General features: G+C 60.9%; 21 protein-coding genes. 11 read left to right on the forward strand and 10 right to left on the reverse strand.

What is annotated here, in order from left to right; all coding sequences use genetic code 11:
- Window positions 1-2: 2 nt before the first annotated feature.
- The 3 genes from uppS to pyrH all read right to left on the reverse strand — a co-directional run bounded on the left by uppS (window position 3) and on the right by pyrH (window position 2,252).
- A complete protein-coding gene (gene uppS, locus WNY61_RS03980) occupies window positions 3-740 on the reverse strand; it encodes a polyprenyl diphosphate synthase (protein ID WP_342850159.1) in 738 nt (245 codons plus the stop codon).
- A gap of 48 nt (window positions 741-788) precedes the next feature.
- Window positions 789-1,355, reverse strand: a complete 567-nt coding sequence (gene frr, locus WNY61_RS03985) for a ribosome recycling factor (protein WP_007120421.1) — start codon at window positions 1,353-1,355, stop codon at window positions 789-791.
- A gap of 171 nt (window positions 1,356-1,526) precedes the next feature.
- Window positions 1,527-2,252 carry a UMP kinase gene (pyrH, locus tag WNY61_RS03990; RefSeq protein ID WP_120351215.1) on the reverse strand — a complete coding sequence of 242 codons (726 nt, stop codon included), beginning with the start codon at window positions 2,250-2,252 and terminating at the stop codon, window positions 1,527-1,529.
- A gap of 130 nt (window positions 2,253-2,382) precedes the next feature.
- Here pyrH and miaA point away from each other — a divergent pair, with 130 nt between their 5' ends.
- The 5 genes from miaA (at window position 2,383) to WNY61_RS04015 (ending at window position 9,180) form a co-directional block, all read left to right on the forward strand.
- Window positions 2,383-3,273: a tRNA (adenosine(37)-N6)-dimethylallyltransferase MiaA gene (miaA, locus tag WNY61_RS03995; protein WP_342850160.1), complete on the forward strand. Its 891-nt coding sequence runs from the start codon at window positions 2,383-2,385 to the stop codon at window positions 3,271-3,273.
- 98 nt (window positions 3,274-3,371) lie between these two features.
- Window positions 3,372-4,148 (forward strand): helix-turn-helix transcriptional regulator, encoded by a 777-nt coding sequence (locus tag WNY61_RS04000; RefSeq protein WP_342850161.1) that lies wholly within the window; start codon window positions 3,372-3,374, stop codon window positions 4,146-4,148.
- 310 nt (window positions 4,149-4,458) lie between these two features.
- The gene (locus WNY61_RS04005) at window positions 4,459-5,547 is read left to right on the forward strand and encodes an ABC transporter permease (RefSeq protein ID WP_339638040.1); all 1,089 of its coding nucleotides are present in this window, start codon (window positions 4,459-4,461) and stop codon (window positions 5,545-5,547) included.
- A gap of 12 nt (window positions 5,548-5,559) precedes the next feature.
- Window positions 5,560-7,026, forward strand: coding sequence for an ABC transporter permease (locus WNY61_RS04010; protein ID WP_342850162.1), 1,467 nt, complete (start codon window positions 5,560-5,562; stop codon window positions 7,024-7,026).
- A gap of 63 nt (window positions 7,027-7,089) precedes the next feature.
- A complete protein-coding gene (locus tag WNY61_RS04015; RefSeq protein ID WP_342850163.1) occupies window positions 7,090-9,180 on the forward strand; it encodes an ABC transporter ATP-binding protein in 2,091 nt (696 codons plus the stop codon).
- Window positions 9,181-9,279: 99 nt separating this feature from the next.
- Here WNY61_RS04015 and WNY61_RS04020 read toward each other — a convergent pair whose 3' ends face one another.
- A complete protein-coding gene (locus WNY61_RS04020; RefSeq protein ID WP_342850164.1) occupies window positions 9,280-9,807 on the reverse strand; it encodes a hypothetical protein in 528 nt (175 codons plus the stop codon).
- A gap of 169 nt (window positions 9,808-9,976) precedes the next feature.
- A complete protein-coding gene (locus tag WNY61_RS04025; RefSeq protein ID WP_342850573.1) occupies window positions 9,977-10,522 on the reverse strand; it encodes a lytic transglycosylase domain-containing protein in 546 nt (181 codons plus the stop codon).
- 282 nt (window positions 10,523-10,804) lie between these two features.
- Between WNY61_RS04025 and ssb the strand changes: the two genes are divergently transcribed.
- A complete protein-coding gene (gene ssb, locus WNY61_RS04030; RefSeq protein ID WP_342850165.1) occupies window positions 10,805-11,341 on the forward strand; it encodes a single-stranded DNA-binding protein in 537 nt (178 codons plus the stop codon).
- Between the two features lie 298 nt (window positions 11,342-11,639).
- Here the strand turns inward: ssb and aroB are convergent, their stop codons facing one another.
- Complete coding sequence (gene aroB / locus WNY61_RS04035) at window positions 11,640-12,755, reverse strand: 3-dehydroquinate synthase (RefSeq protein ID WP_342850166.1); 1,116 nt, start codon at window positions 12,753-12,755, stop codon at window positions 11,640-11,642.
- Window positions 12,748-13,344 (reverse strand): shikimate kinase, encoded by a 597-nt coding sequence (locus WNY61_RS04040; RefSeq protein WP_342850167.1) that lies wholly within the window; start codon window positions 13,342-13,344, stop codon window positions 12,748-12,750. Before WNY61_RS04040 ends, aroB begins: the two co-directional genes overlap by 8 nt.
- Window positions 13,345-13,424: 80 nt before the next feature.
- On the opposite strand from WNY61_RS04040, the gene WNY61_RS04045 reads away from it, so the two are divergent.
- The 3 genes from WNY61_RS04045 to WNY61_RS04055 are packed head-to-tail and all read left to right on the forward strand — an operon-like array spanning window position 13,425 to window position 16,206.
- On the forward strand, window positions 13,425-13,574 hold the full coding sequence (locus WNY61_RS04045) for a hypothetical protein (protein ID WP_342850168.1): 150 nt from the start codon (window positions 13,425-13,427) through the stop codon (window positions 13,572-13,574).
- A 5-nt stretch (window positions 13,575-13,579) separates the two neighbouring features.
- Window positions 13,580-15,226 carry a hypothetical protein gene (locus WNY61_RS04050; protein ID WP_342850170.1) on the forward strand — a complete coding sequence of 549 codons (1,647 nt, stop codon included), beginning with the start codon at window positions 13,580-13,582 and terminating at the stop codon, window positions 15,224-15,226.
- Window positions 15,223-16,206 (forward strand): tyrosine recombinase, encoded by a 984-nt coding sequence (locus WNY61_RS04055; RefSeq protein WP_342850172.1) that lies wholly within the window; start codon window positions 15,223-15,225, stop codon window positions 16,204-16,206. The genes WNY61_RS04050 and WNY61_RS04055 overlap by 4 nt, the downstream gene beginning before the upstream one ends.
- Here the strand turns inward: WNY61_RS04055 and WNY61_RS04060 are convergent.
- The gene (locus WNY61_RS04060) at window positions 16,143-16,973 is read right to left on the reverse strand and encodes a metallophosphoesterase family protein (protein ID WP_342850173.1); all 831 of its coding nucleotides are present in this window, start codon (window positions 16,971-16,973) and stop codon (window positions 16,143-16,145) included. The genes WNY61_RS04055 and WNY61_RS04060 overlap by 64 nt on opposite strands.
- An 87-nt stretch (window positions 16,974-17,060) precedes the next feature.
- On the opposite strand from WNY61_RS04060, the gene WNY61_RS04065 reads away from it, so the two are divergent.
- Window positions 17,061-18,368: an HlyC/CorC family transporter gene (locus WNY61_RS04065; protein ID WP_040701516.1), complete on the forward strand. Its 1,308-nt coding sequence runs from the start codon at window positions 17,061-17,063 to the stop codon at window positions 18,366-18,368.
- Window positions 18,369-18,375: 7 nt separating this feature from the next.
- Here the strand turns inward: WNY61_RS04065 and WNY61_RS04070 are convergent, their stop codons facing one another.
- Window positions 18,376-19,686, reverse strand: a complete 1,311-nt coding sequence (locus tag WNY61_RS04070) for a DUF2254 domain-containing protein (protein ID WP_342850174.1) — start codon at window positions 19,684-19,686, stop codon at window positions 18,376-18,378.
- Window positions 19,687-19,829: 143 nt separating this feature from the next.
- Between WNY61_RS04070 and WNY61_RS04075 the strand changes: the two genes are divergently transcribed.
- On the forward strand, window positions 19,830-20,432 hold the full coding sequence (locus WNY61_RS04075; RefSeq protein ID WP_342850175.1) for a nucleotidyltransferase family protein: 603 nt from the start codon (window positions 19,830-19,832) through the stop codon (window positions 20,430-20,432).
- 219 nt (window positions 20,433-20,651) lie between these two features.
- Here WNY61_RS04075 and WNY61_RS04080 read toward each other — a convergent pair whose 3' ends face one another.
- Entirely contained in the window at window positions 20,652-23,567 is a 2,916-nt protein-coding gene (locus WNY61_RS04080) for a Hint domain-containing protein (protein WP_342850176.1), read from the reverse strand.
- Window positions 23,568-23,605 lie beyond the last annotated feature (38 nt).

Consider the following 23,605-nt stretch of genomic DNA (forward strand, 5'->3'; position numbering starts at 1 on the left):
CCTCAGGTCTTGACCGCACCGAACCGCCTGTCACGCCCGCCATAAGCGGCGCAAAGCCGGGCAAATTCCTCACGCGTAAAGTCCGGCCACAGCGTGTCGATAAACTCATATTCCGCATAGGCCGACTGCCACAGCAGAAAGTTCGAAATCCGCGCCTCGCCGCTGGTGCGGATCACCAGATCGGGGTCGGGCAGCACATGGGTATCGAGGTAGCGCGGCAGGGTCTCTTCGTCCACGCTATCGGGGTCAAGCTTGCCGCTGGCGACATCTTGGGCCAAGCGATGCGTGGCGCGGGCCACCTCATCGCGGCCGCCGTAATTCAGTGCAATCGTCAGATTGATGCGGGTGTTATGCGCGGTATGGGCCTCAAGCTCTCCCATCAGCTTGATGAGCTTGTCATCCAGCCGGTCGCGGTCCCCGATGAACCGAACGCGCGCGCCATATTCGCTGAGGCTGCGCATTTCCTTGGAAATATAGCGCCGAAACAGAGACATAAGCCCCGCCACTTCGACCTGCGTGCGCTTCCAATTCTCGGTCGAGAAGGCAAAGATCGTCAGATATTCCACCCCCACGTCGGGGCAGGCCTCAACGATTTCGCGCACCCGCTTGGCACCGGCGTGGTGGCCAAACAGCCGGGGCCGCCCGCGTTGGGTGGCCCAACGGCCATTGCCGTCCATGATGATCGCCACATGGCGTGGCCCGCCGGGAATTGTCTTGGGCTGAATTTCGGCGGTGCTCATGTCTCGACCTTTTCTTTCAAGTTCTATGTCCCTGCGCAAAAGCGCGGGTCAGACTTGCATGATTTCGGCCTGTTTCGTCTCAAGCTGGTCATCGATAAGGGTGATGAAACGGTTGGTCAGGTCCTGCACTTCGCCTTCCCAAATCTTCTGGTCATCTTCGGACATCGCGCCGTCGTTTTTGGCTTTCTTGATCTGATCCATCCCGTCGCGGCGGATGTTGCGGATCGAAACGCGGGCGTGCTCAGCATACTGGCCAGCAACCTTGGTCAACTGGGTGCGGCGCTCTTCGTTCAGCTCAGGGATCGGCAGCATGATGATGGTGCCGTTCAGCTGCGGGTTGATGCCCAGACCGCTTTCACGGATGGCTTTTTCAACCTTACCGACAAGACCTTTGTCCCAAACGTTGATCGTGACCATGCGCGGCTCTGGCACGTTGACGGTGCCCACCTGGTTCACCGGGGTCATCTGGCCGTAGGCCTCAACCATCACCGGCTCAAGCATAGAGGCCGAGCCGCGGCCTGTGCGCAGCGATGCGAACTCGGTCCGAAGCGACGCAATTGCGCCGTTCATCCGCCGTTCAAGATCATCGGTATCGAGCATAAATTCGTCTGACATGGCGAGGCCTGCTTGTTGTTTCCTTGCGTTACGGCTTTCTAACGGTGGCGCGGCGCTTTCACAACTGCCCATTACTTCGCCACCATGCGCCAACCGCGACCCCAAGAGAGCCGCGGCGGCCTTAAGCGGATCGTCCAGCCGTAGGACGATCACCTGCGGTGCATTTCGCGTTTAGCCGACGCGGGTATAGGTGCCCTGCCCGGCCAGAATGCCCTTGAACCCGCCGGGTTCATCCAATGAAAATACGATAATCGGCAGGTTGTTGTCGCGCGCCAGTGCGATGGCAGAGGCATCCATCACGCCAAGCCGCTTTTGCAGCACGTCGTCATAGCTCACCGTGTCATAGCGTTTTGCATCGTCGAATTTCGCCGGGTCTTTGTCGTAAACCCCATCGACCTTGGTGCCCTTAAAGATGGCCTCGCAAGACATCTCATTGGCGCGCAGGGTCGCGGCGGTGTCGGTGGTGAAATAGGGGTTGCCGGTGCCTGCGGCAAAGATGCAAACGCGCTTCTTCTCAAGGTGGCGCACAGCACGGCGGCGGATGTAAGGCTCGGCCACTTCGTTCATCGTGATGGCCGAAATCACCCGTGTATGGATGCCCAGCCCCTCAAGCGCGGACTGCATCGCCAGAGCGTTCATGACGGTGGCAAGCATGCCCATATAATCCGCCGTGGTCCGCTCCATGCCTTGGGCCGAGCCTTGCAGCCCGCGAAAGATATTGCCGCCGCCGATGACCATGCAGATCTCGACGCCGAGCGAATGTACGGTTTGCACTTCGCGGGCAATGCGTTCAACGGTTGGCGGATGCAGGCCATAGCCGAGGTCACCCATCAGCGCCTCCCCGGAAATCTTCAGCATCACGCGGTTAAAGGAGACTTGGGGGGTGTCTTGGGACATCGGGCACACCTTATTATTTCACCAACCGGGGGAGATTTGAGCCTTGCGGCGGTGAAGGGTTTTCATTTCGCGCCAAAATGTCGCAAATACGCCCAAGGTTCAATGCGAGACGTAAGGAAGACGCAAAGAAATGCCGGATATTCCCAAGGCCCAGATGGACGCGCTGCTGCAAGGGCTGCCGCCCGAGCGCCCGGTGCTCATCGCCGGGCCGACCGCCAGCGGTAAATCCGCCCTTGCGCTGGCCATCGCCGAGGCGCAGGGCGGTGTGATCGTCAACGCCGATGCCAGTCAGGTTTATAAGCCGTTGCGCATCATCAGCGCCCGCCCCTCGCCAGAGGAAGAAGCCCGTGCGCCGCATCTGCTTTATGGTCATTTGTCCGAGGATGCGCCCTATTCCACCGGCCATTGGCTGCGTGAGGTTGCCCCCCTGCTCAGCGGCGATCAACGTGTGATCATCACCGGCGGCACCGGGCTTTATTTCTCGGCTCTGACCCAAGGCTTGGCCGAGATACCGGAGACCCCGCCCGAGGTCCGCGCCCAAGGCGACGACATGGCGCTCGAAGACTTGCTGGCGCAGCTAGACCCTGAAACCGCCGCTGGCATCGACCAGCGCAACCGCGCGCGGGTGCAACGCGCCTGGGAGGTGTGGCAAGCGACTGGCCGCGGCCTGTCGGACTGGCAGCGCGATACCGGCGCGCCGCTTTTGCCGCTCGCGAACTGTCTGCCGATTGTCTTCGACGTGGAGCGCGATTGGCTCAACGCCCGCATCGCGCAGCGCTTTGATCTGATGCTCGAGCAAGGCGCACTGGAGGAGGTTGCCGACTTGCGCCCGCGCTACGACCCCTCCCTCCCCGCCCATCGCGCCATCGGCGTGCCGGAACTGATACGCCATCTGGAGGGGGAGTGGCCGCTTCACCGCGCCCGCGAAGCCGCCGTTGTGGCCACCCGCCGCTTTGCAAAACGTCAACGAACGTGGATGCGGAGCAAAATGGCCGACTGGCATCGGGTGACGCCTGAATAGTTTTTTGCCATTCCAAACACTTGCAATATCACGAACATCGAATAGCCTGACGTGTAAGAATGACCCTTCGGGTTCTAAATTCTTAACGAAAGGCCCGCGTGCAACAATCGCAGATACAGCTTCTCACGCTGGCCCAGCTTTCTGCCGGGCAAGACTGGCGGCTGACCCTCGCCCATGACCGCGACCACCATCTGCTGATCTGGATCACCCGTGGCCAAGGGCGGCTTTTGCTTGATGGACAGCGCCGTGGTCTTGGTCCGCACAACGCGCTTTGGATACCGGCACGGTCGCTCTTTGCGATGGAATTAGGCTATCAATGCGTGGGCCACGCGGTGCTGATCCCCGAAGACAGCACATTACATTTGCCCGATGTCCCGCGCCACTTGCGTATCCGCGAGGTGCAGGCGCAATCAGAACTGTCGGCTTTAATCGAGCAGGCACAGCGCGAGATGCAACAAGACCGCCCGCTGCAGCAAGATGCGGTAGAGGCACAGGCGGCACTGATGTCAGTCTGGCTGCGCCGTCAACTCATTCAAGATGAGCACGTCCTTCCCCGGCCCAAAGCAGGCATCAGGCTCAGCGCGCGGTTCTGCGCCTTGGTCGCTAGGCGCCACCCTAAGGGACGCAGCATGGCGGACCACGCAGCGGAACTGGGCGTCACCCCGACCCATCTGACCCGCGCCGTCAAAGCAGCCACGGGCAAGTCCGCTGCCGAGTTACTGAGCGAGCACAGTTGCCACGCCGCCCGGCGACTGCTGGGTGAGACCGATCAAACCGCCGCCCAGATCGCCGCATCACTGGGGTTTGGATCTGCCGCCTATTTCACCCGCTTTATGCAGCAACACAGCGGTCTGCCGCCCAGCAAACTGCGGTAAGAGCGCTGGTGATGTCGTTTTTAGACCCAAACCATGTCGCAAAAACTCGTCCCAGCTCCGCAGCGGAATGTTGACGCGCGGCCAATTTCTATGCCTCATGGCTGAACCGATCTGCCAAGGCGCGGCCAGAACAACGAATAAGCGCCGCTAAACAGGCCTTGCCCTGCGACCGGAGCGACATAGTTCAACATGGCGGCAAAGATCCGCCCAACACAGAACCGGCGCCGTCATGGCGCCGCACAAATTAAAAAGGCCAAAAAGGCCGCATCGTCGGGCCAAGTCACCGCCCGACCCTGCTACAGGGGACCACATGGGACTATTTATTTTGCGCCGGCTGGGTGTGATGTTGCTGACGGCATTGTGCCTGACGTTCATCGTATTCTGGCTGACCAATCTCTATCCGAACCTCGAAAAACTCGCCAAAACCCAAGGCAACTTCCGCATGTCGGACGAAGCCGTGACCAGCTACCTCGAAAGCCGCGGCTATCTGCAACCCACGGTCGACAAGTTCGGCGAATGGCTTGGCGTGTTGCCCGGCTGGGTAACGGAGGGCGAAAACCCGGATGAAACCTTTGGTCGCTGTTTTGCCGCTGGCACCCCGGTAGAGGACCGCCCCACCCGCTGCGGAATTCTGCAAGGCGATTGGGGTTTCTCCACCGTCTTCAAGGAACCCGTGGGCGCAACCGTCCTGACCCGTCTCGCACTGACGGGCAAACTGATGTTCTGGGTGTTGATGCTGATGGTCCCCTCGGCGCTGATCGTCGGCGTTTTGGCCGGGATGCGCGAAGGCAGCAAGCTGGACCGCTCGCTCTCGACCTTCTCCATCGCCACTACGGCGACGCCGGAATATGTCTCGGGGGTGATCTTCATCGCCGTGTTGGCCTCTTCGCGCTTTGGCCTGTCGCCGCTCTTGGCCGAATGGGGCTGGATCGATAGCAAGACGCTCTTTCTGGGCTCCGCGACCTCAGCCATGAAAGACGCCAACTTCTGGAACTTCTTCCTGCCGGTGCTGACGATCTCGCTCTATGGCATGGGCTATATCGCGCGGATGACGCGGGCTTCGATGACCGAGGTGATGACCGCGCAATACATCCGCACCGCGCGGCTAAAGGGGGTCAAGTTCTCGGAAATCGTGCTAAAACACGCGCTGCGCAATGCGCTGATCGCACCTTTTACGGTGATCATGCTGCAAATTCCGTGGCTGCTGAACGGTGTGGTGATCGTGGAGACCCTGTTCAACTATAAGGGCTTCGGCTGGCTTCTGGTACAGGCTGCGGCCAACAATGATATCGAACTGCTGCTCGCGGTCTCGGTCGTATCGGTCATCGTTGTCCTCGTGACGCAGCTGATCTCCGATATCGGCTACGTCTTCCTCAACCCGCGCATTCGCATTTCTTAAGGGAGCATGGACATGGAACAACTGACATGGACCGGGTCTCTTGCAGGGCTCAACATCGTTTTCTTCGGCCTTTGCGTTATGCTGGCCTTGGCTGTCGCGGCGCAGATCGTCGTTTCCTTCCTGCCTGCCAGTGACGCGCAGGAGATCAACCCCGATGGCACCGTCGCGCGACGTGGCGGGCTGGCGGGCGGGTTGAACCGCGCTGTCATCCTGCTTTTTGCGCTGCTGGTGCTGGTGCTGCTGATCTATATCATCGCCGGTGCCTTCATGGGGCCGCGCGCGGGTATCTTCGGCGGCATGTCACAGCAAATGCTGCCGGTCTGGATCGCGCTGATCCTGACCTTTGCCGTCTCTATCCACTTCAAACGCCGCCTCGGCCTCTACGGCAAACTCTTCGACAGCACCGTTGGCATGATCGGCTTTGCCATCGTGATGTTCTGGGTCTTTACCGGCATCTTCGGTGGCCTGTTTGACCTGCTGGTGACCCATGACAGCCTCAGCCAAACCTCGGGAATGAAGAACAAGCTGCCCGGCACCCCACTGCGCAGCCCCGACGAAGGCGAATACCCGTGGTTCCTTTTGGGCGGTGATAACCTTGCACGCGATGTCTTCTCGCGGTTGATCAAAGGCTCATGGGTTGTGGTGCAAATCGCGCCCTTAGCGACGCTCTTTGCCTTTATGGTGGGGATCACGCTGGGCCTGCCGGCGGGCTACTACGGCGGGCGGCTCGATACGCTCCTTAGCTTTCTGGCAAACCTGATCCTCGCCTTCCCGGTAATCTTGCTGTTCTACCTGTTGGTCACGCCCGAGATCGTGCTGACCGGCATCCCGAACTATATGGCCGTGTTCCTGTTTATCTTCCCGCTGATCTTCCTCGCGGTGCTGCTGAACTCACGCTATTACACGCAGCCGTCCTTCCGCACGCCGCTGTTGATCGTGGTGCTCGGTATTGTCGGCTGGCTGTACCTGTCGCTGGTGTCCACCGACGGCGCGATCGTGGCCACAGACACCTACCGCATCCCCGGCTTGCCGAGCATGATTGACCTCTTCGATATCGATGCCGGCGTGCTGGTGGTCTTTGTCTCGGTCGTCTTCGTGAACTCGCCCACGGTGTTCCGCATCGTGCGCGGCCTCGCGCTGGATATCAAGACGCGCGACTATGTGGCCGCCGCTCAGACCCGTGGCGAAGGCCCGTGGTACATCATGCTGTGGGAAATCCTGCCCAACGCGCGTGGTCCGCTGATCGTCGATTTCTGCCTGCGCATCGGCTATACCACGATCCTTCTGGGCACGCTGGGCTTCTTCGGCCTTGGGCTGGAAAGTGAAAGCCCGGATTGGGGCAGCACGATCAACGCAGGCCGCCGCCTACTGTCGCTTTATCCGCATGCGGCCATTGCACCTGCGCTGGCGCTGCTAAGCCTCGTGCTGGGCTTGAACCTGCTGGCTGACGGCCTGCGCGAAGAATCCTTGCGCGACTAAGAAACATCCTCCGGGGGGCGCGACCCTCCCGGACCCTTTTGATCCCCCGACTGGGAGAGACAAATGCCAAAAACTGATTACGACGGCCCAATTCTTGAGATCAACAACCTGTCGATTTCCTTTTTCACGCGGCTGCGAGAGATCCCCGCAGTGATGGATTTCTCCGTGGTCGTGCAACCGGGCGAAGCCGTGGGACTGGTGGGTGAAAGCGGCTGTGGCAAATCCACCGTCGCGCTGGGCGTGATGCAGGATCTGGGCCGTAATGGCCGCATCGTCGGCGGCTCGATCAAATTCAAAGGCCGCGATCTAAGCACGATGAGCGCCGAGGAACTGCGCGACATCCGTGGCAGTGAAATCGCCATGATCTATCAAGAGCCGATGGCGAGCCTGAATCCCGCCATGCGGATCGGCAAACAGCTGATGGAAGTGCCGATGATCCACGCGGGCATGAGCGAGAAAGAAGCCCATGCGCGTGCCTTGCAGGTGGTCACCGATGTCAAACTCCCCGACCCAGAACGCATACTGAAGGCTTATCCGCACCAGCTTTCCGGTGGGCAGCAGCAGCGCATCGTCATCGCTATGGCGCTGATGTCCGAACCCTCGCTTCTCATCCTTGATGAGCCGACCACCGCGCTCGATGTGACCGTCGAAGCGGCGGTTGTGGATCTGGTGAAGGATCTGGGCAAGAAGTACGGCACCTCGATGCTGTTCATCTCTCACAACCTTGGGCTGGTGCTGGAAACCTGCGACCGCATCTGCGTGATGTACTCTGGCGAAGCGGTGGAGAAAGGCTCCATCCACGATGTCTTCGACGAGATGCAGCACCCCTATACGCAGGCGCTGTTCCGATCCATCCCGCTGCCCGGCGCTGACAAGAACGCGCGCCCGCTCGTCGCCATCCCCGGCAACTTCCCCCTGCCCCATGAACGCCCGCCCGGTTGCAACTTCGGCCCCCGCTGCGATTATTTCCTGCCCGGCCGCTGCGATGCCGCGCCTATCCCGATGGAAAGCGTGCCCGGAAATGACCGGCACGAAACCCGCTGCATCCGCTTCCAAGAGATCGACTGGCAGGCACCGCTGGAACTGGCCGAGGTCAAGGAAAAGGGCGACGTGGGTGAAGTCGTCCTCAAAATGGACAAGCTAAAAAAATACTATCAGGTCGCGGCGAACGCCATGTTTGGCGGCGGCAATACCAAGGTGGTGAAAGCCAACGAATCCTTAAGTTTTGAGGCTCACGAGAGTGAGACGCTTGCCATCGTCGGTGAATCGGGCTGTGGCAAATCTACCTTCGCCAAGGTGTTGATGGGACTAGAGACGGCGACCGAAGGGCACATCTATCTCGACGGCAAAGACATCGGGGGCGTGCCCATCGACAAGCGCACCACCAAGAACGTCGCCGATGTGCAGATGGTGTTCCAAAACCCCTTCGACACGCTCAACCCTTCAATGACCGTCGGGCGGCAGATCATCCGGGCGCTGGAAATCTTCCGCATCGGTAAGAACGAGAAAGAGCGCAAGCAGCGCATGCTGGAACTGCTCGATCTGGTGAAACTGCCGCGTGAATTCGCGACCCGTATGCCGCGCCAACTTTCAGGAGGGCAGAAACAACGCGTCGGCATTGCCCGGGCCTTTGCCGGGGATGCGCGGATCGTCGTGGCGGATGAGCCGGTCTCGGCGCTCGATGTCTCGGTACAGGCGGCGGTGACGGACCTGTTAATGGAAATTCAGCGCGAACAGAAAACGACGCTACTGTTCATCAGCCACGACCTGTCGATCGTGCGCTATCTGTCGGACCGGGTGATGGTGATGTATCTGGGCCATGTGGTTGAACTTGGCACCACCGATCAGGTCTTCTCGCCCCCCTATCATCCCTATACCGAAGCGCTGCTGAGCGCCGTGCCAATTGCCGATACCAAGGTGAAGAAAAAGCATATCGTGCTTGAAGGTGACGTACCTTCCGCGATGAACCCGCCTCCCGGTTGCCCCTTCCAGACCCGTTGCCGTTGGAAATCCCAGGTGCCTGGCGATCTGTGCGAGCGTGAGGTGCCGCCGATGGTCACGATGGCCGATGGGCATCAGATCAAATGTCACCTCTCTGCCCAGCAATTCGCTGAAATGGAGCCGGTGATCGAGGTCGACACCGCGGCGGAGTAAACACAAAAAGACGCGGCTCTAAAGAACCGCGCCTTTTTACTCAGGCCGACATAGGGGGGGAACGGCCTGAGGTGGTGCCAGCGTTTGTACTACCCGGATTTATGGGTCGACAGGCGAGCCCGCTGTGTTCACATTTGCCAGACCTTCGGCCACGACATCGGCAAAGGTCGACACAAGCGCCACGTAAAATTCAGTCTCTGTCGGCTGCACGTTGACATAGCCTTCGGGTGCGATTTCATCACCGCTATAGGCCGAAATCATCACAGGAAAGCTCAGGCCGGCACTTTCGCCAGTTGGGCTTGTGATATCAACGACACCTTCCAACTGGTTGAATTCTTTGCTGTCGGGCAGCATGGTCGAACCATTAAGAGCAATCTTACGGATGTCGATTTTGATTTGTGGGTCCGCACCATCGCTGCTCAGTGGCACGCGCTGTGCGACTTCGGCGCGCAGGTCTTCTTCCAGGTCAGGATAGAAATCCATGCCGTTGCTCTCCGTGGAGGCGGCGACAGAGGATTCAACGTCGATCTTCGAGACCATGATCTTCTCGGCCGCAAAAGCAGAACCGCTCAGGGCGATTGCACTTACGCCAGCGGCAAGGGCGATCTTTTTCATATTCGTGAACATATTGTTCTCCTACGATCTTTTCCGTCTCTGCGGCGGGCCAATCCCGCTGCAAGAGGTTCTGATCAGAGAACACCACAAATGCCCCGGTGGTTCCCGAGGGTGTCGTCTATGGCGTGCCAAGATAGGCGCCATCCGGCTTAATAACCGTCAAACGCGCTTATCTTAAGGCCTAGCTGCCAGAGATCACTTTAACGTAATTTCGCGTTTCTTGATAGGGTGGCACGCCGCCGTATTTCTTCACAGCACCCGGACCGGCGTTGTAGGCGGCCAATGCAAGCTCCCAACTGCCAAAGGCACGGTACTGCATCTTCAGATAGCGCGCCCCACCTTCAAGGTTCTGTGCCGGGTCGGTCGGATCAACACGCAGCGCGCGTGCGGTTTGCGGCATCAACTGCGCCAGCCCCATTGCCCCCTTGTGCGACAAAGCTTTGGGGTTCCACCCGCTTTCCTGCTGAACCAGCCTCAAAAACAGATCAACCGGGATACCATGGCGCGTGGCCGCATCGCTGGCCGCGCCAAGGTAGGCGCCCTTGTAGGATCCGTTATACTTTGGCACGTCCCATTTCGTTGGGGTGACAACCTTGGGCGGTTGCAGACGAACAGAGGCCGAATACTGCTTGGACGCGCGGTTATCGAGGATGTTTTTTTGCGAGGCAAATAACCCCGCGCGGTTCTTGGAAGCGAACATATCAGCTGCGGCTGGCGCCGCGCCCATTGCGATCATCCCAACTGAGGCCAAACCTACCGCGGCCAAACTGGCCACAAGTCCTGTCTTTCGCATCTACCTGCCCCCTGCCGTTGCATCGGACGCAGTATACCTAAAACCGCGCCGTGCGCTAGACCCGCATCACCACCAGCTTGGCGGGGCACAAGGATGCGCGCGCAGATGGGAATGCCGGTGTCATCCGGCAGATAACCACGATATAAACAGCCGAATTGGGCGCGGTCGGATTCGCGCCCTGAGCAATGACACAGCAATGATAAACGAGGGGGCAAGATGGCCGGCTCAGTGAACAAAGTGATCCTAATCGGCAACCTCGGGCGCGACCCCGAGGTGCGGTCGTTCCAAAACGGCGGCAAAGTGTGCAACCTGCGCATCGCGACTTCCGAGACATGGAAAGACCGCAACACCGGTGAGCGCAAGGAAAAGACCGAATGGCATTCGGTGGCGATCTTCCAAGAAGGTCTGGTGCGCATCGCCGAGCAGTACCTCAAGAAGGGCTCCAAGGTTTATATTGAGGGCCAGTTGCAGACCCGCAAATGGCAGGACCAGTCCGGTGCAGACCGCTACAGCACCGAAGTTGTGTTGCAAGGCTTTGGCGGAACGCTGACCATGCTCGACGGTCCCGGCGGCGGCTCGGGCGGCGGTGGCGGTGGTGGCGGCTACGGTGGTGGCGGCGGTGGCAATGACTACGGCGGCGGCTATGACAGTGGCCCCTCCTCGCAAGGCGGCGGTGGCAACGACTACGGCGGCGGCAATGGTGGCGGCGGTGGCGGCGGCAGCCGTGACCTCGACGACGAAATCCCGTTCTAAGCCAACAAGCGCAGAACATTCGGCGGGGCGCTGTTGCGCCCTGCCCACCCTCTGCGGCCGCTGGCGTTATCCTCGCTTAACCTTGCCGCAATAGAACCCTCCCCATCGCGATACCCGCCGGGCAGTTATATGTTTGGCACTAGGATCAGAGGCTCCAGCTGGGGGCCATGTCGAGACGTTCAGACATGCAGGGTGACGCCTGTCTCACACATCCGATTTGGCGGCGCCGCCCTTTTTAAACGCCCCCGAAACCAAACAGATCAGACGATGGGAACCGCCGGGCCACGCCCGCTGCGGATCACAGTCGCGCGGCTAATGCGTCGCGCAGCAGGGTCAGCACGTCGGCATTGTCGACCTCAGCCCCGGCAAACGCCTGCCCGATGCCCCGCGCCAGAACAAAGCGCAACCGGCCATCGACCACCTTCTTGTCCTGCCCCATCAGCCGCAGCAATTCTTCGGCGTCCGGCAAATCACCGGGAATGTCGCGCAGGTCGGTCTTCATCCCCATCTGCGCCAGATGCGCACGCAACCGGCTTGGGTCTTCTTGCGGGCACAGCCCCAAACGCGCCGAGAGTTCAAAGGCCAGCGCACAGCCGATCGACACGCCTTCGCCATGCAGCAGACGATCAGAGTAGCCCGTCGCCGCTTCCAGCGCATGGCCGAACGTATGGCCAAGGTTTAACAGCGCGCGGTCGCCTTGCTCTGTCTCGTCGCGCTGAACAATGTCGGCCTTCATTTGCACTGAATGGCGCACCGCCTCGACCCGCGCAGCCATATCGCCTGCCGCCATTGCCGGGCCTTGCGCTTCGAGCCAATCAAAGAAAGCAGCGTCGCCCAGCAGCCCGTATTTGACCACTTCGCCATAGCCCGCCAGAAAATCGCGCTCGGGCATGGTGCCCAGCACCTCGGTATCTGCCAGCACAAGGCTCGGCTGGCGGAAAGCGCCGATCAGATTCTTGCCCTGTCGCGCATTGATGCCGGTCTTGCCGCCCACAGAGCTGTCGACCTGCGCCAGCAGCGACGTGGGGATCTGCACAAACCGCACCCCGCGGCGCAACACGGCGGCGGAAAAACCCACCAGATCGCCGATCACCCCGCCGCCAAAAGCCACGACGATATCGCCCCTCTCAACCTGCGCGTCCAACAGCCAGTCAACGCAGCGTTGCAGGTTTTCCCAATCCTTGGTGCCTTCGCCCGGCGCCAGTTCCAGCGCCGACATCTCAATGCCTTCGGCTGCCAGCCCGTCGCGCAGGGTCTCTAGATGCAGCGCAGCGACACGGCTTTCGGTGATGACCGCCACACGCTTGCGGCGCAGCAAGGGTGCGACGAGCGTACCGGCCTCTGCCAGCAGCCCCGGCCCGATGACCACATCATACTCGCGCCCCGGCAGGGCGACGGAAACCGTCTCACGCATCCAACTTCTCCAAAACGTCAGGTCGGGTCAGCAGCTTGTCGATCACCCGATTGGCCATCGCATCAATCGACAGACGCGGATCGCAGCGCACCGACAGGTCCGCAAGCCGGTAAAGCGGCACCCGGTCGCGATAAAGCGCGCCGAGCGTGGCCTTGGGGTCTGCCGTGCGCAACAGCGGACGGCTGTCTTTATAGCGCACCCGGTTCCACAACAGATCCAGATCCGCATCCAACCAAAGCGCCACACCGTAAGCCGCGATATTGTCGCGGTTCACCTCGGCCAGAAACGCGCCGCCCCCCGTGGAAAGGATGCAACGTTCCTCGGCCAGCAGCCGGGCGATCACCTCGGTCTCACGCTTGCGAAAGAACGGCTCACCATCACGGGTAAAAATTTCCGGCACACTGAGATTGGCGGCCGCCTCAATCTCAGCATCGCTGTCCAAGAAGGGCGCGCTGAGCTTGGCAGAGACCGCACGCCCCACCGCTGTCTTGCCCGCCCCCATCATGCCAACCAGCGCCACCGTCTTGTTCAGACGGTAACGGGGCGGCGTTTCTTCGCCATCGGTCATGCTGTGCTTAATTCCGCTCATTTTCCTTTGAATGACGTGATCTTGCCCAAAAGGCCATATATAGTTTGGCAAAATAGCAGAATTTCGGGCAGGCATGGTTCATGGGTAAACTTTTTAAGCTTTTGATATTTCTATTAATTGTCGGATTTATCGGGCTGGCGGGCTATGCCTATGTCGGTCCTTTCTTTGGTGTGGATTTTTCGCCTGAGCAAATCGAGACTCGCCAGCCTGTTACACTGACCGCGGATTGAACGGGGTGGCAACCGCCCGAACAAAACGCGGCTGGGCCGTCTGCGCTGCGTTGGTCTGCTCAGTCAGTGCCAGCGCCCTGCTTGCTGAATCCGCCGAAGACCGCGATCTGGGCCGCGATTCGCGCAAAGAACGCGCGGCAGAGCAATTGCCCCCCGCTGCCAATGACCAACCACTTTCGGTGATCGACTGGCTCGGCGCGCAATCCCCGCCCGAAAACCGCCCCAAACGCCCGCCAAACCCCGGCCGGGCAGAGGAGCCACCTATCGCCGAAACCGCCCTCGCGCCTAAGGTGCAGGTCACCCCGCTTGGCGATGGTGCGCCGCGCCGGATCGGGTTGGTGCCCGGATCGGTCACCGGGCTGCGCGGGGACATCTGGCTGGGCAGCGACACCGCCGCGCTGATTGACCGCATCCGCGACCTGCCTGACCTGCATCTACCTGCCGCCCAAGCGCTGCTTTACACCGTGCTTCTGGCCGAAGCGCAGGCCCCGCAGGGCGAGGCGCGCAATGGCGATGAACTGGCGCTGGCGCGTGGGCAAAAGCTGATGGAGCTGGGCGCGCTTGATCCGGCGCTGTCGCTGATTGAACAGGCCGGGGTCACCACCTCGACCGCGCATTTTGACCTCTGGATGCAGCTTTCCCTGCTGACCGGCACCGAACACCGCGTTTGCGAACGCCTTGTGAAAGCGCCGCATCTGACCCGCGACTATGGCACGCGCATCTTTTGCAACGCCCGCGCCGGCAATTGGGAGAACGCGGCCCTGACCTTTGGCTCGGCCCAGGCACTTGGCCTGTTGCCGCAAGAGCAGCTTGAACTCTTTGATCGTTTTCTGAACCCTGATTTCTACGAAGGCGCTGAACCGCTGCGTGTGCCGCGCCAGATGGACCCGATGACCTTCCGTCTATTTGAAACCATTGGGGAGCCGCTGCCCTCCAGCATCCTGCCCCGCGCCTATGCGGTGGCCGATCTTCGCGACATCGCCGGGTGGAAAGCCCAGCTTGAAGCCGCCGAACGGCTCACCCGCGCGGGCGCTTTGCCCGACAACCTTTTGCTGGGCCTTTATACCGACAGGCAGCCCGCCGCATCAGGGGGGATATGGGACCGTGTCGCCGCCTTACAGCGGTTTGAAACCGCCCTGCGCAGCAGCAGCGCCGAAGCGGTTGCCAAGACCTTGCCCCCTGCATGGGAAGCCATGCGCGAAGCCTCGTTGGAGGTTGCGTTCGCCACGCTCTTTGCCGAACCCCTGTCGACCATCCCGCTGGCGGGCCATGCCGCCACATTGGCGCGGGATATAGCGCTGCTTTCTCCGAACTACGAGGCCGCCGCCGCGCGGGTCATCGGCAAGACGCCCGAAGACGAATTACTGCGCGCGGTGGCGCGGGGCGACATCCCCGCGGGACCTGCCCCGGATGCCTCTTTGGCCGCCGCGGTCCATGATGCCTTTACCAACCCCGCTCCGCGTGCCGATCTGATGACGCTGGCGCGGGACAAAGAACTGGGCATGGCGATTTTACGCCTGCTCTCGCTCTTGCATGACGGGGCGAGTGGTGACACATCAGCGCTCCGCGACGCCCTAGCCACCCTGCGCGCCCTTGGGCTGGAAGACACCGCCCGCCGTGCCGCCTTGCAGATTGTTTTGCTTCAGCAATGATGATGTCCCACACCCAGACCTTCCACTGGATCTCTAGCTTTCTAGAGGCCGCTGCCGCCGAACAGGGCGCTGCCACCAACACGCAGCTTGCCTATGGCCGAGACCTCAAGGATTTCGACGCCTTTCTGGCGCGTCAAAACCACGATTTCCTCACGGCGAGCCGGGGCGAAGTTGAGGATTACCTCGTTTACTGCGATGCCCAAGGGCTCGCCAAATCCACCCGCGCGCGACGTCTGTCGGCGATCAAACAGCTCTACCGCTTTGCCTTTGAAGAGGGGCTGCGCGAGGATAACCCGGCGGTACAAATTGCCGGGCCGGGACAGGATAAACGCCTGCCAAAGATCCTGTCCGAAGAAGAGGTTGACCGGCTGCTGGATGCCGCTCGTAACTCAGGCCGGGCACTGGCCGATCAGCTGCGCAACACCTGCTTGATGGAGCTGCTTTACGCCACCGGCATGCGGGTCAGCGAATTGGTCAGCTTGCCGGTCAGCGCCGCGCGCGGCGACCCACGCCTGCTACTGATCTCGGGCAAGGGCGGACGGGAGCGGCTGGTGCCCCTGTCGGAACCCGCACGCGATGCACTGGCGGCGTGGCTGGTGATGCGCGACAAGGCGGATGAAGCGGCCCAAGCCAAAGGCAAACCGCCTGCGCGGCACCTCTTCCCCTCACGCGGGGTGATGGGCCATCTGACGCGGCATCGATTTTATCTGCTGATCAAGGAATTCGCCGTGACCGGCGGTGTGCCGCCAGAAAAGGTCACGCCGCACACGCTGCGTCATGCCTTTGCCACGCATCTACTGGCCAATGGGGCCGACCTACGCGCGATCCAGACCATGCTGGGCCACGCCGATGTCGCCACGACCGAGATCTACACCCATGTTCTGGAAGAGCGCCTGTCAGACCTCGTGCTGGAGCGTCACCCTCTGGCCAAGGACGGCACCCGCAAACCGGGCGGCAGCACGTCCTCCGATGGCCAATAACCGCTCTGCAGCGCGTGCGCATAGGCGCGCGGCAGACCGGCCCTCTTCATGTCTGCCACCGCCCCGGCCACGTCATAGCTGAGCCTTTGAAAGGTCACCTCGCCCCCGTCCAACACTGCGAACCGTGATTGCTGCCCCCCGTCATGGGGTGGCATGCCAATCACGCCCGCATTAATCCAGCGCCCGCGCTTGGTGTCACGGATAAAGGGCAATCCCGAATGTCCGGCAATGATGTGATCAACCGGGCCGACGACCTTCTCAAGCGCCTGCCACTCCTCCTCGAACACCGCCTCCGCACTCTCGGACCAGATGAACCGCGCCACATCGCGCACACCGCCATGGATCACGCCATAGCGTTCCCCCTGATGGCCGAAGGTGGCCACATCTGGCAGCGCCCCCATCCACGCCTTCGCATCCGCGTCCAACTGCTGTGCGGCATGGGCGTACCAAGCGCCCGACAGCATGTCGCAACTGCTGCCCGGTGCAAAACCACAGCCGCAGTCCTCGGCCCCGCTGGCCAACTGCAACTCGCAGTTCCCGGCCACCACGGCACAGCCAAGCGCACGGATCGCCGACACGCACTCGCGAGGCGCGCCGCAATAGGCCACAATGTCGCCTGTGCAGATCATCGCGCTGCCCTCGATGCCACGTGCCTTGGCAAAACGCGCCAGCGCCTCCACCGCCTGTAGGTTCGAGTACGGCCCGCCAAACAGCAGTATCGGGCCATCCAGCGTCCCAAGGTCCGCACTCTTGATTTCCGCCTGCATCACACCACCCTGCCCGTTGCGACCCTTGAATGACGCAGCCCCTGCGCCCATAACATTCGCAACACATAATGGATGGAAATAGACCTCATGGAAACGGGCCCCGCCCTTTTTGACACCGCTTTCTGGATCAGTACCGGAATTATCCTTTTTCTGCTCGTCTTGTCGGGCTTTTTCTCGGGCTCTGAAACGGCGCTGACCGCTGCCTCGCGTGGCAAACTGCGCGCACAGGCCGACAAAGGGTCGCGCGGCGCCACACGGGCGCTCAAGATCACCGAGGATAACGAGCGTCTGATCGGGTCGGTCCTTTTGGGCAATAACTTGGTCAACATCCTCGCCGCGTCTATGGCAACGGCGCTGTTTACCCGCATTTTCGGGGAAAGCGGCGTGGCCTTGGCAACGCTGGTGATGACGCTTTTGGTGTTGGTCTTCTCCGAAGTGCTGCCCAAGACCTATGCCATCACCAATGCTGAGACAGCCGCGGCACTTGTTTCGCGCCCCATCAGCGTCGTGGTGCTGCTGTTCTCGCCGATGGTCACGGCGGTGCGCTATTTCGTGCGCGGTGTGCTGCGGCTTTTTGGGGTGCAGATTGACCCCGACAGTAACATCCTTGCCGTGCGCGAAGAGATCGCCGGCGCGCTACAGCTAGGCCATTCCGAAGGGGTTGTCGAAAAAGAGGATCGCGACCGCATCTTGGGCGCGCTTGATCTGCGCGAACGCGCGGTCGAAGAGGTCATGCTGCACCGTTCGGGCATCGAGATGATCGACGCGGCATCTGATCCAACCGACATCATGGAAAAATGCCTCCAATCGAACCACACGCGTCTGCCCGTATTCCGCGATGATCCCGAAAACATCATCGGTGTGATCCACGCCAAAGACCTGTTGCGCGCCATGTATAAGCTGATCGGTGGCCCCAATGGCGACGCAGGCGCGCTGAAGGGGTTCAACGTGGCCGACGTGGTGATGAAACCCTATTTCGTGCCCGAAACCTCAACGCTGGACGAGCAGATGCGCCAATTCTTGCGCCGCCGCACGCATTTTGCGCTGGTGGTGGATGAATATGGATCATTGCAGGGTCTGATCACGCTCGAAGACATTCTCGAAGAGATCGTGGGTGAGATCACTGATGAATTCGACCCCGATGCGGATCACCCGTTAAAACAATCCGAAGACGGCCATCTGATGGTCGAGGGCGCGATGACGATCCGCGACCTGAACCGCGCCACCGATTGGTCGCTGCCCGATGATGAGGCCAATACTGTCGCCGGGTTGGTGATCCATGAGGCGCAGATGATCCCCACCGTGGGGCAGGTGTTCTCCTTCCACGGCTTCCGTTTTGAGGTCATGGACCGGGACGGCAATCGCATCACACAGTTGAAGATCCGCCCGCTTTAAGCGCCGCTTATTCTGGGGTCTCCACCGCCTCGCGCACTTCTTTGCGCGCGGCGGACCAAATGCGCGCCCGGTCCGGACCAAAGGGCACGTCTTCAAATGCGCGGCGCAGGTGGTTCTCTGCCGCGGCTCGCGCTGAGACGGCCAGACCGGGGTCAGGGTGATGCATCAACCCGCCCAGCACCTCCTGCAAGGCCATCTGCACTTCGACCACCGAACTGCCATCACGGGCCAGCGCACCAAATCCGTCTTCAATCAACGCATCAGAGGAGATCGGCGCGATATGCAGGTTTGGCAAATTAACCTTGCCGCCGGGCTTCGCCTCGTCCGAGTAATAGGACAGAATCCGCCCGATGCGGGTGATCACGTCGATCGCCGTGCCGCCGTCGTTGATCCCCGGCGACAGCGCCTTGGACGCAACCTCTCCCAGCACCCGCAGGCCAAAGCGCGGGTCTTGATCAAAGGTGCGCAGATCGCCCAGTTGCACGGTGTCAAAAACCTTTTGCTCAAGACTGTCCCAATCGTGGTCTTCGTCCTGCGGCGCGCCACAGCGTTTTACTTGTACAAGCGGTTCTCCGACAAAGATGAAGTCACCAATGCGCCGGGTAAGATAAATCTCAACCCCATGATCCCGTGCCTGCTGGTCCAACGCTTCGGGGTAGATATGTTTCAGATAGCCGCTTTCGGGTGCAAAGATTGGGCGCGCGTCATCAGGCGCGGGGCCGGTCAGAGGATGGCCGCCCATGCAGGGCGTTTTTAACCGCTCTTTGAACAGCGATGTGGTGACACTCTCAATTTGGCGGGTGGTGTCGATCAGGCTGCCAAAGCTTTGCAGATGCAGCACCCAGCGGATCAGAAAGATCACGATGATCGCCAGCACCATCACTGTCGTCAGGAACAGTACGAAAGACCGCTCATCGACATAGATGCCCAGCTCGCGCATGATGATCGCGACCAGCGCATAGACGTAGGCGCCGATGAATACCGCGAGCGTATTCTGCGTGGTCCGGTCTTGGATAATCAACCGATGCGCGCGCGGCGTGAACTGCGCAGAGGTGGCGCGGTAGACCGTAACCATGATGGTGATGGAAAAGATCGTCACTGCCAGCATGGCATCTGCGATGATCTGCAGCAATCGGTCCGCTGCTTCACCGGTCAGCCGTGTGGCGACCTCTTTGGGGACCAAAGGTTCAAAAAGCTGCGTCATGCCAAGGGCGACAAAGGCCAATAGCCCCATGATGACGACCCGCACCCATAGCTTGCGGGAATATTCACGGGCCTTGCGGAACAGGGTATGCGGGATCAGGTTTTTGATGTTCATGGCCCAAGGGTAGCACGAAAAAGCGCCGTGCCAACGGCAACTTAGCGGGAATTTTGGGTCTTGGGGCCGGTTCTTTTCTCTTTCGTGATGCACCGGGCCAGAAGGGTCTTATCCCCGCGCGCTTCCCCCGTTAGTCTGACTGTATGACACCAAGCCCCCTGCCCGTGATCCTTCTTGCTGCCGGTGCTTCGACCCGGATGCGAGGGCGTGACAAATTGATGGAAGACATCGGCGGCCAGCCCCTGCTGCGACATCAAGCGCGGCTGGCACAAAGCATCGGCCCCGTCACCGTCGCTCTGCCGCCCGCGCCGCACCCGCGCTACACAGCGATCAGTGGGCTGGACGTTACCGCCCTTCCCGTGCCGGGTGCCGCCGAGGGCATGGGCGCCAGCCTGCGCCGCGCTTTTGCAGCGCTGCCGCGGGGCACGGCGGCGGCGATGGTCATGTTGGCCGATATGCCAGAGTTGGAAGCCAGCGACCTTGCCACTCTTGCCGCCTCGGTTGACTTGAACAGCGACACTTTGATCTGGCGCGCAGCGACGGAGGACGGCACGCCGGGGCATCCGATCATTTTCGCTGCGGCCCTGTTTGATCAGCTGAGGCAGCTTAGCGGCGATGATGGTGGCCGCGCGGTGGTACGTGGCGCGGCAAGCCGGATGCAACTGGTGCCCCTGTCCGGCCAGCGCGCCCGGCTGGACCTCGACACGCCCGAAGACTGGGCCGCTTGGCGAGAGCAGCAGAGATAGCAAGCGCGCACCTTTCAACAGGCGCGGCTGAACCTTGACACGCCCGAGGATCGGGCCGCGCGGCGGGTGCAGCAGAGATAGCAAAACACGCATCGGCCAGTGGGCGGGCCTGAACCTCTGGGCCGCGTAGCGCAATCGCTCAAATCAGCCACGCACAAAAGAAAACGGGGCGGTCACCCGCCCCGTTTCTAAGCTGCATCGCTTCCCGCCCCCGCGGGTTTATTTTACCAGCAAGCTGGCTTCGTGCTTTTTCAGCGAACGGCGAGCGGCGGCATAGCCTTCGATACCGTCCTGTGTCGCAAGCTCGGGGAAGAGCTCGAGAATCTCGTTGCGTTGCTCTTCGCCGATACCGGCCAGTGACATGTCACCAGGCTGGAAGCTTTCGGTCCATGTGCCATCTGACAAGATCACCTCATGGCGGTCGAACATCACGTGGATGTAGGTGGTGCCAGAGACTTCGACCACTTCGATGCCGTCCATGCCAGTCAGGTGTTTCGCCGCGACCAGAACTTCACGCTCTTCAAAGTAGAGCGCCGTTTTCTCGTTGGCGACCAAGACGCGGTGGTTGGGGCTGACCATCATGTCACGTTCAGGCAGATCGTTGCCAAGCGCGCCTTTGCGGATCAGCACCGGCTTGAGATGGGCGGCCATTTCGAACTCGGCCCCGGTCATCTCACGTGCGCCGACCCAGCGGATTGTCTGGATGCCGTTGTCGCGGGTGATGACCCGGTCACCAACCTGAAGCTCCTCGACACGGATCTCGCCTTTTGGCGTGGCGATCTTGGTGCCCGGTGTGAAACAGGGGATAATGACGTTCTCGATCTCGACAAAGTTCAGACGCCCGGCATCGCTGCCATCTTCGTTGAAGTAATCAACAAAACCGTCTTCGCGGTCGTCAGAGGTATAGGTAACCTCTAGGCGGCCGCCCTCAGGCGCAGAGCCGCGCAGGTCAAGCGTGTCATAGTCTACGCCCGCACTGCCACCGTCGACATCATCGCCCGCATTCACATTGACGAAGGTATCCTGATCGGCACCGCCGTCCATGATATCAACACCAGCACCACCGTCGAGCAGATCATCGCCTTGGCCGCCTTGGAGCGTATCGTCGCCCTCGCCGCCCATCAGCGTATCGTTCTCGCCGCCGCCGTCGAGCACATCGTCGCCCGCGCCGCCTTCGAGATAGTCGTCGTCACGGTTGCCGCGCAGGGTGTCGTCGCCGGTGCCGCCATAGAGCATATCGTCGCCCTGACCGCCGGAGATGCTGTCGTCGCCTTGACCGCCAAGCAGTGTGTCGTTGCCGGTGTTGCCTTCGATGATATCATCGTCGATCTGACCGTCGATGTAATCGTTGCCCGATCCACCGCGCAACATGTCAGCGTCATCGGCACCATAGATCACGTCGTCGCCGGACCCACCATCAACCGTATCCATACCGTTGTTCGGGACACGGTCGGGGGTGAAGGGGTTCGACGGGTCCATATCATCGGGGATGTCGAGCACGTCGAGGCCCAGATCGGGGTCGTTGCCCGCATAGATCGTGTCATTGCCAGCGCCGCCGAGGATGCTGTCATTGCCTTCGCCGCCGACGATACGGTCATCGCCGTCGCCGCCATCAACGATGTCATCGTCGATGCCTGCGTTGATCACATCATCGCCGGTGCCGCCATAGATGGTGTCGCGGTCGTCGCCGGTGCTGATTGTGTCGTTGCCAGCGCCGCCATCGACATAGTCGCGGTCGTTTTCGGGATCGGCGTCGGGGTCAAAGCTCAGGCTGTCGCTGTCGCTTTCCGGGTAGCCCAGATCGGGTGCGATATCGCCGTTGCCGGTGGTGATCATATCGTCACCCTCGCCGCCATAGACTTCGTCAGAACCTGCGCCGCCTTCGACGATGTCATCGCCGTCGCCCGCAAGGATGGTGTCGTCGCCGTCGCCTGCGCGGACATAGTCGTCATCGCCTTCCGCACCGGGCAGCAGCGCGTCGTCGTTGTCGATCATGTCGCCATCGGGATCGCCGGTATAGCCGGTGTCGATCAGGTCTGCGCCCGCCGTGCCATCCACATAGCCGTCGCGGGTTGAACCGCCGTCACCCACAGAGACAGTCACAACACCTGTATCAGTCAGACCATCTGGATCGGACACAGTGTAGTTGATCGTCGCATCGCCGGTGAAGCCATCGTCGGCGGTGAAAGTGATGGTGCCATCGTCGTTGATGGTTACGGTGCCATCGTCGCTAGAGGCATCCGCAACGCTCAGCGTGTCGCCGTCAACATCGGTGTCGTTATCCAGAACCGGGATCACAACCGCATCGGTGCCGGTGGTGCTGGCCGTGTCGTTGTTTGCCACGGGTGCATCGTTCACCGGGTTCACAGTGACATTCACGGTGCCAGTGTCGGTGCCGCCATTTCCGTCATCCACAGTGTAGGTGATTGTGGTGTCGCCGTTGAAATCCGCGTCCGGTGTGAAGGTCAGCGTGCCATCGTCGTTGATAACGACCTCTCCGAACGGGCAGCTTGCCATGGTGACGGTCAGCGTGTCGCCATTTGCGTCTGTGTCATTGCCCAGCACGTCAACGGTGCCGGATGTGTCTTCATCGACCTCCAGCATATCGTCTTCTGCCACGGGCGCATCGTTGCCGCCGCCTTCTGGCTTGCCATCATCAAAGATAAGGTTGTCGATCGCGCCGGAGCCTTCGAAACGCACTTCAAAGCGCGATACACCTTGGACGTTGAACTGCACGAATTGCTCGCCGCCGTCGCCGGTGGGCCCGACAAAGTGGTTGTCGATCACATCGCCATTTTCGTCGTAGAAGATGACACGGGTGCCTTCGCCGCTGGTCTCTTCGATGTCCTTGAAGGTAATGCCCTTCATGCGCACCATGTCATCAAAGTCAAAGAACAGGCTGCCGCCGGTCGCATTATCGTCTGGATCGCTCTGGTCGCCATCTTCGGAAACGATCAACAGACCTTCAAGCGTGTCGGACGCCAAGTCTTCGTCGCCGCCTGTGGGGTGCGAGCTGTCAAAGATCATCGCCTGACCGGAACCGCCGCTGGCCGAAACCGTGACCCCCATAGCTGCGTATTCGTCGTCAACAATAGTGCCTGCGCTAAACGCGTTGAAATCAAGTGTTCTAATCATTGTGAAGTCTCCTGAGCGGTGTTGCACGCGGCGCGCAA

The sequence above is a fragment of the Sulfitobacter sp. AS92 genome, from assembly GCF_038900015.1.
In the GTDB taxonomy this organism is placed as follows: Bacteria; Pseudomonadota; Alphaproteobacteria; order Rhodobacterales; family Rhodobacteraceae; genus Sulfitobacter.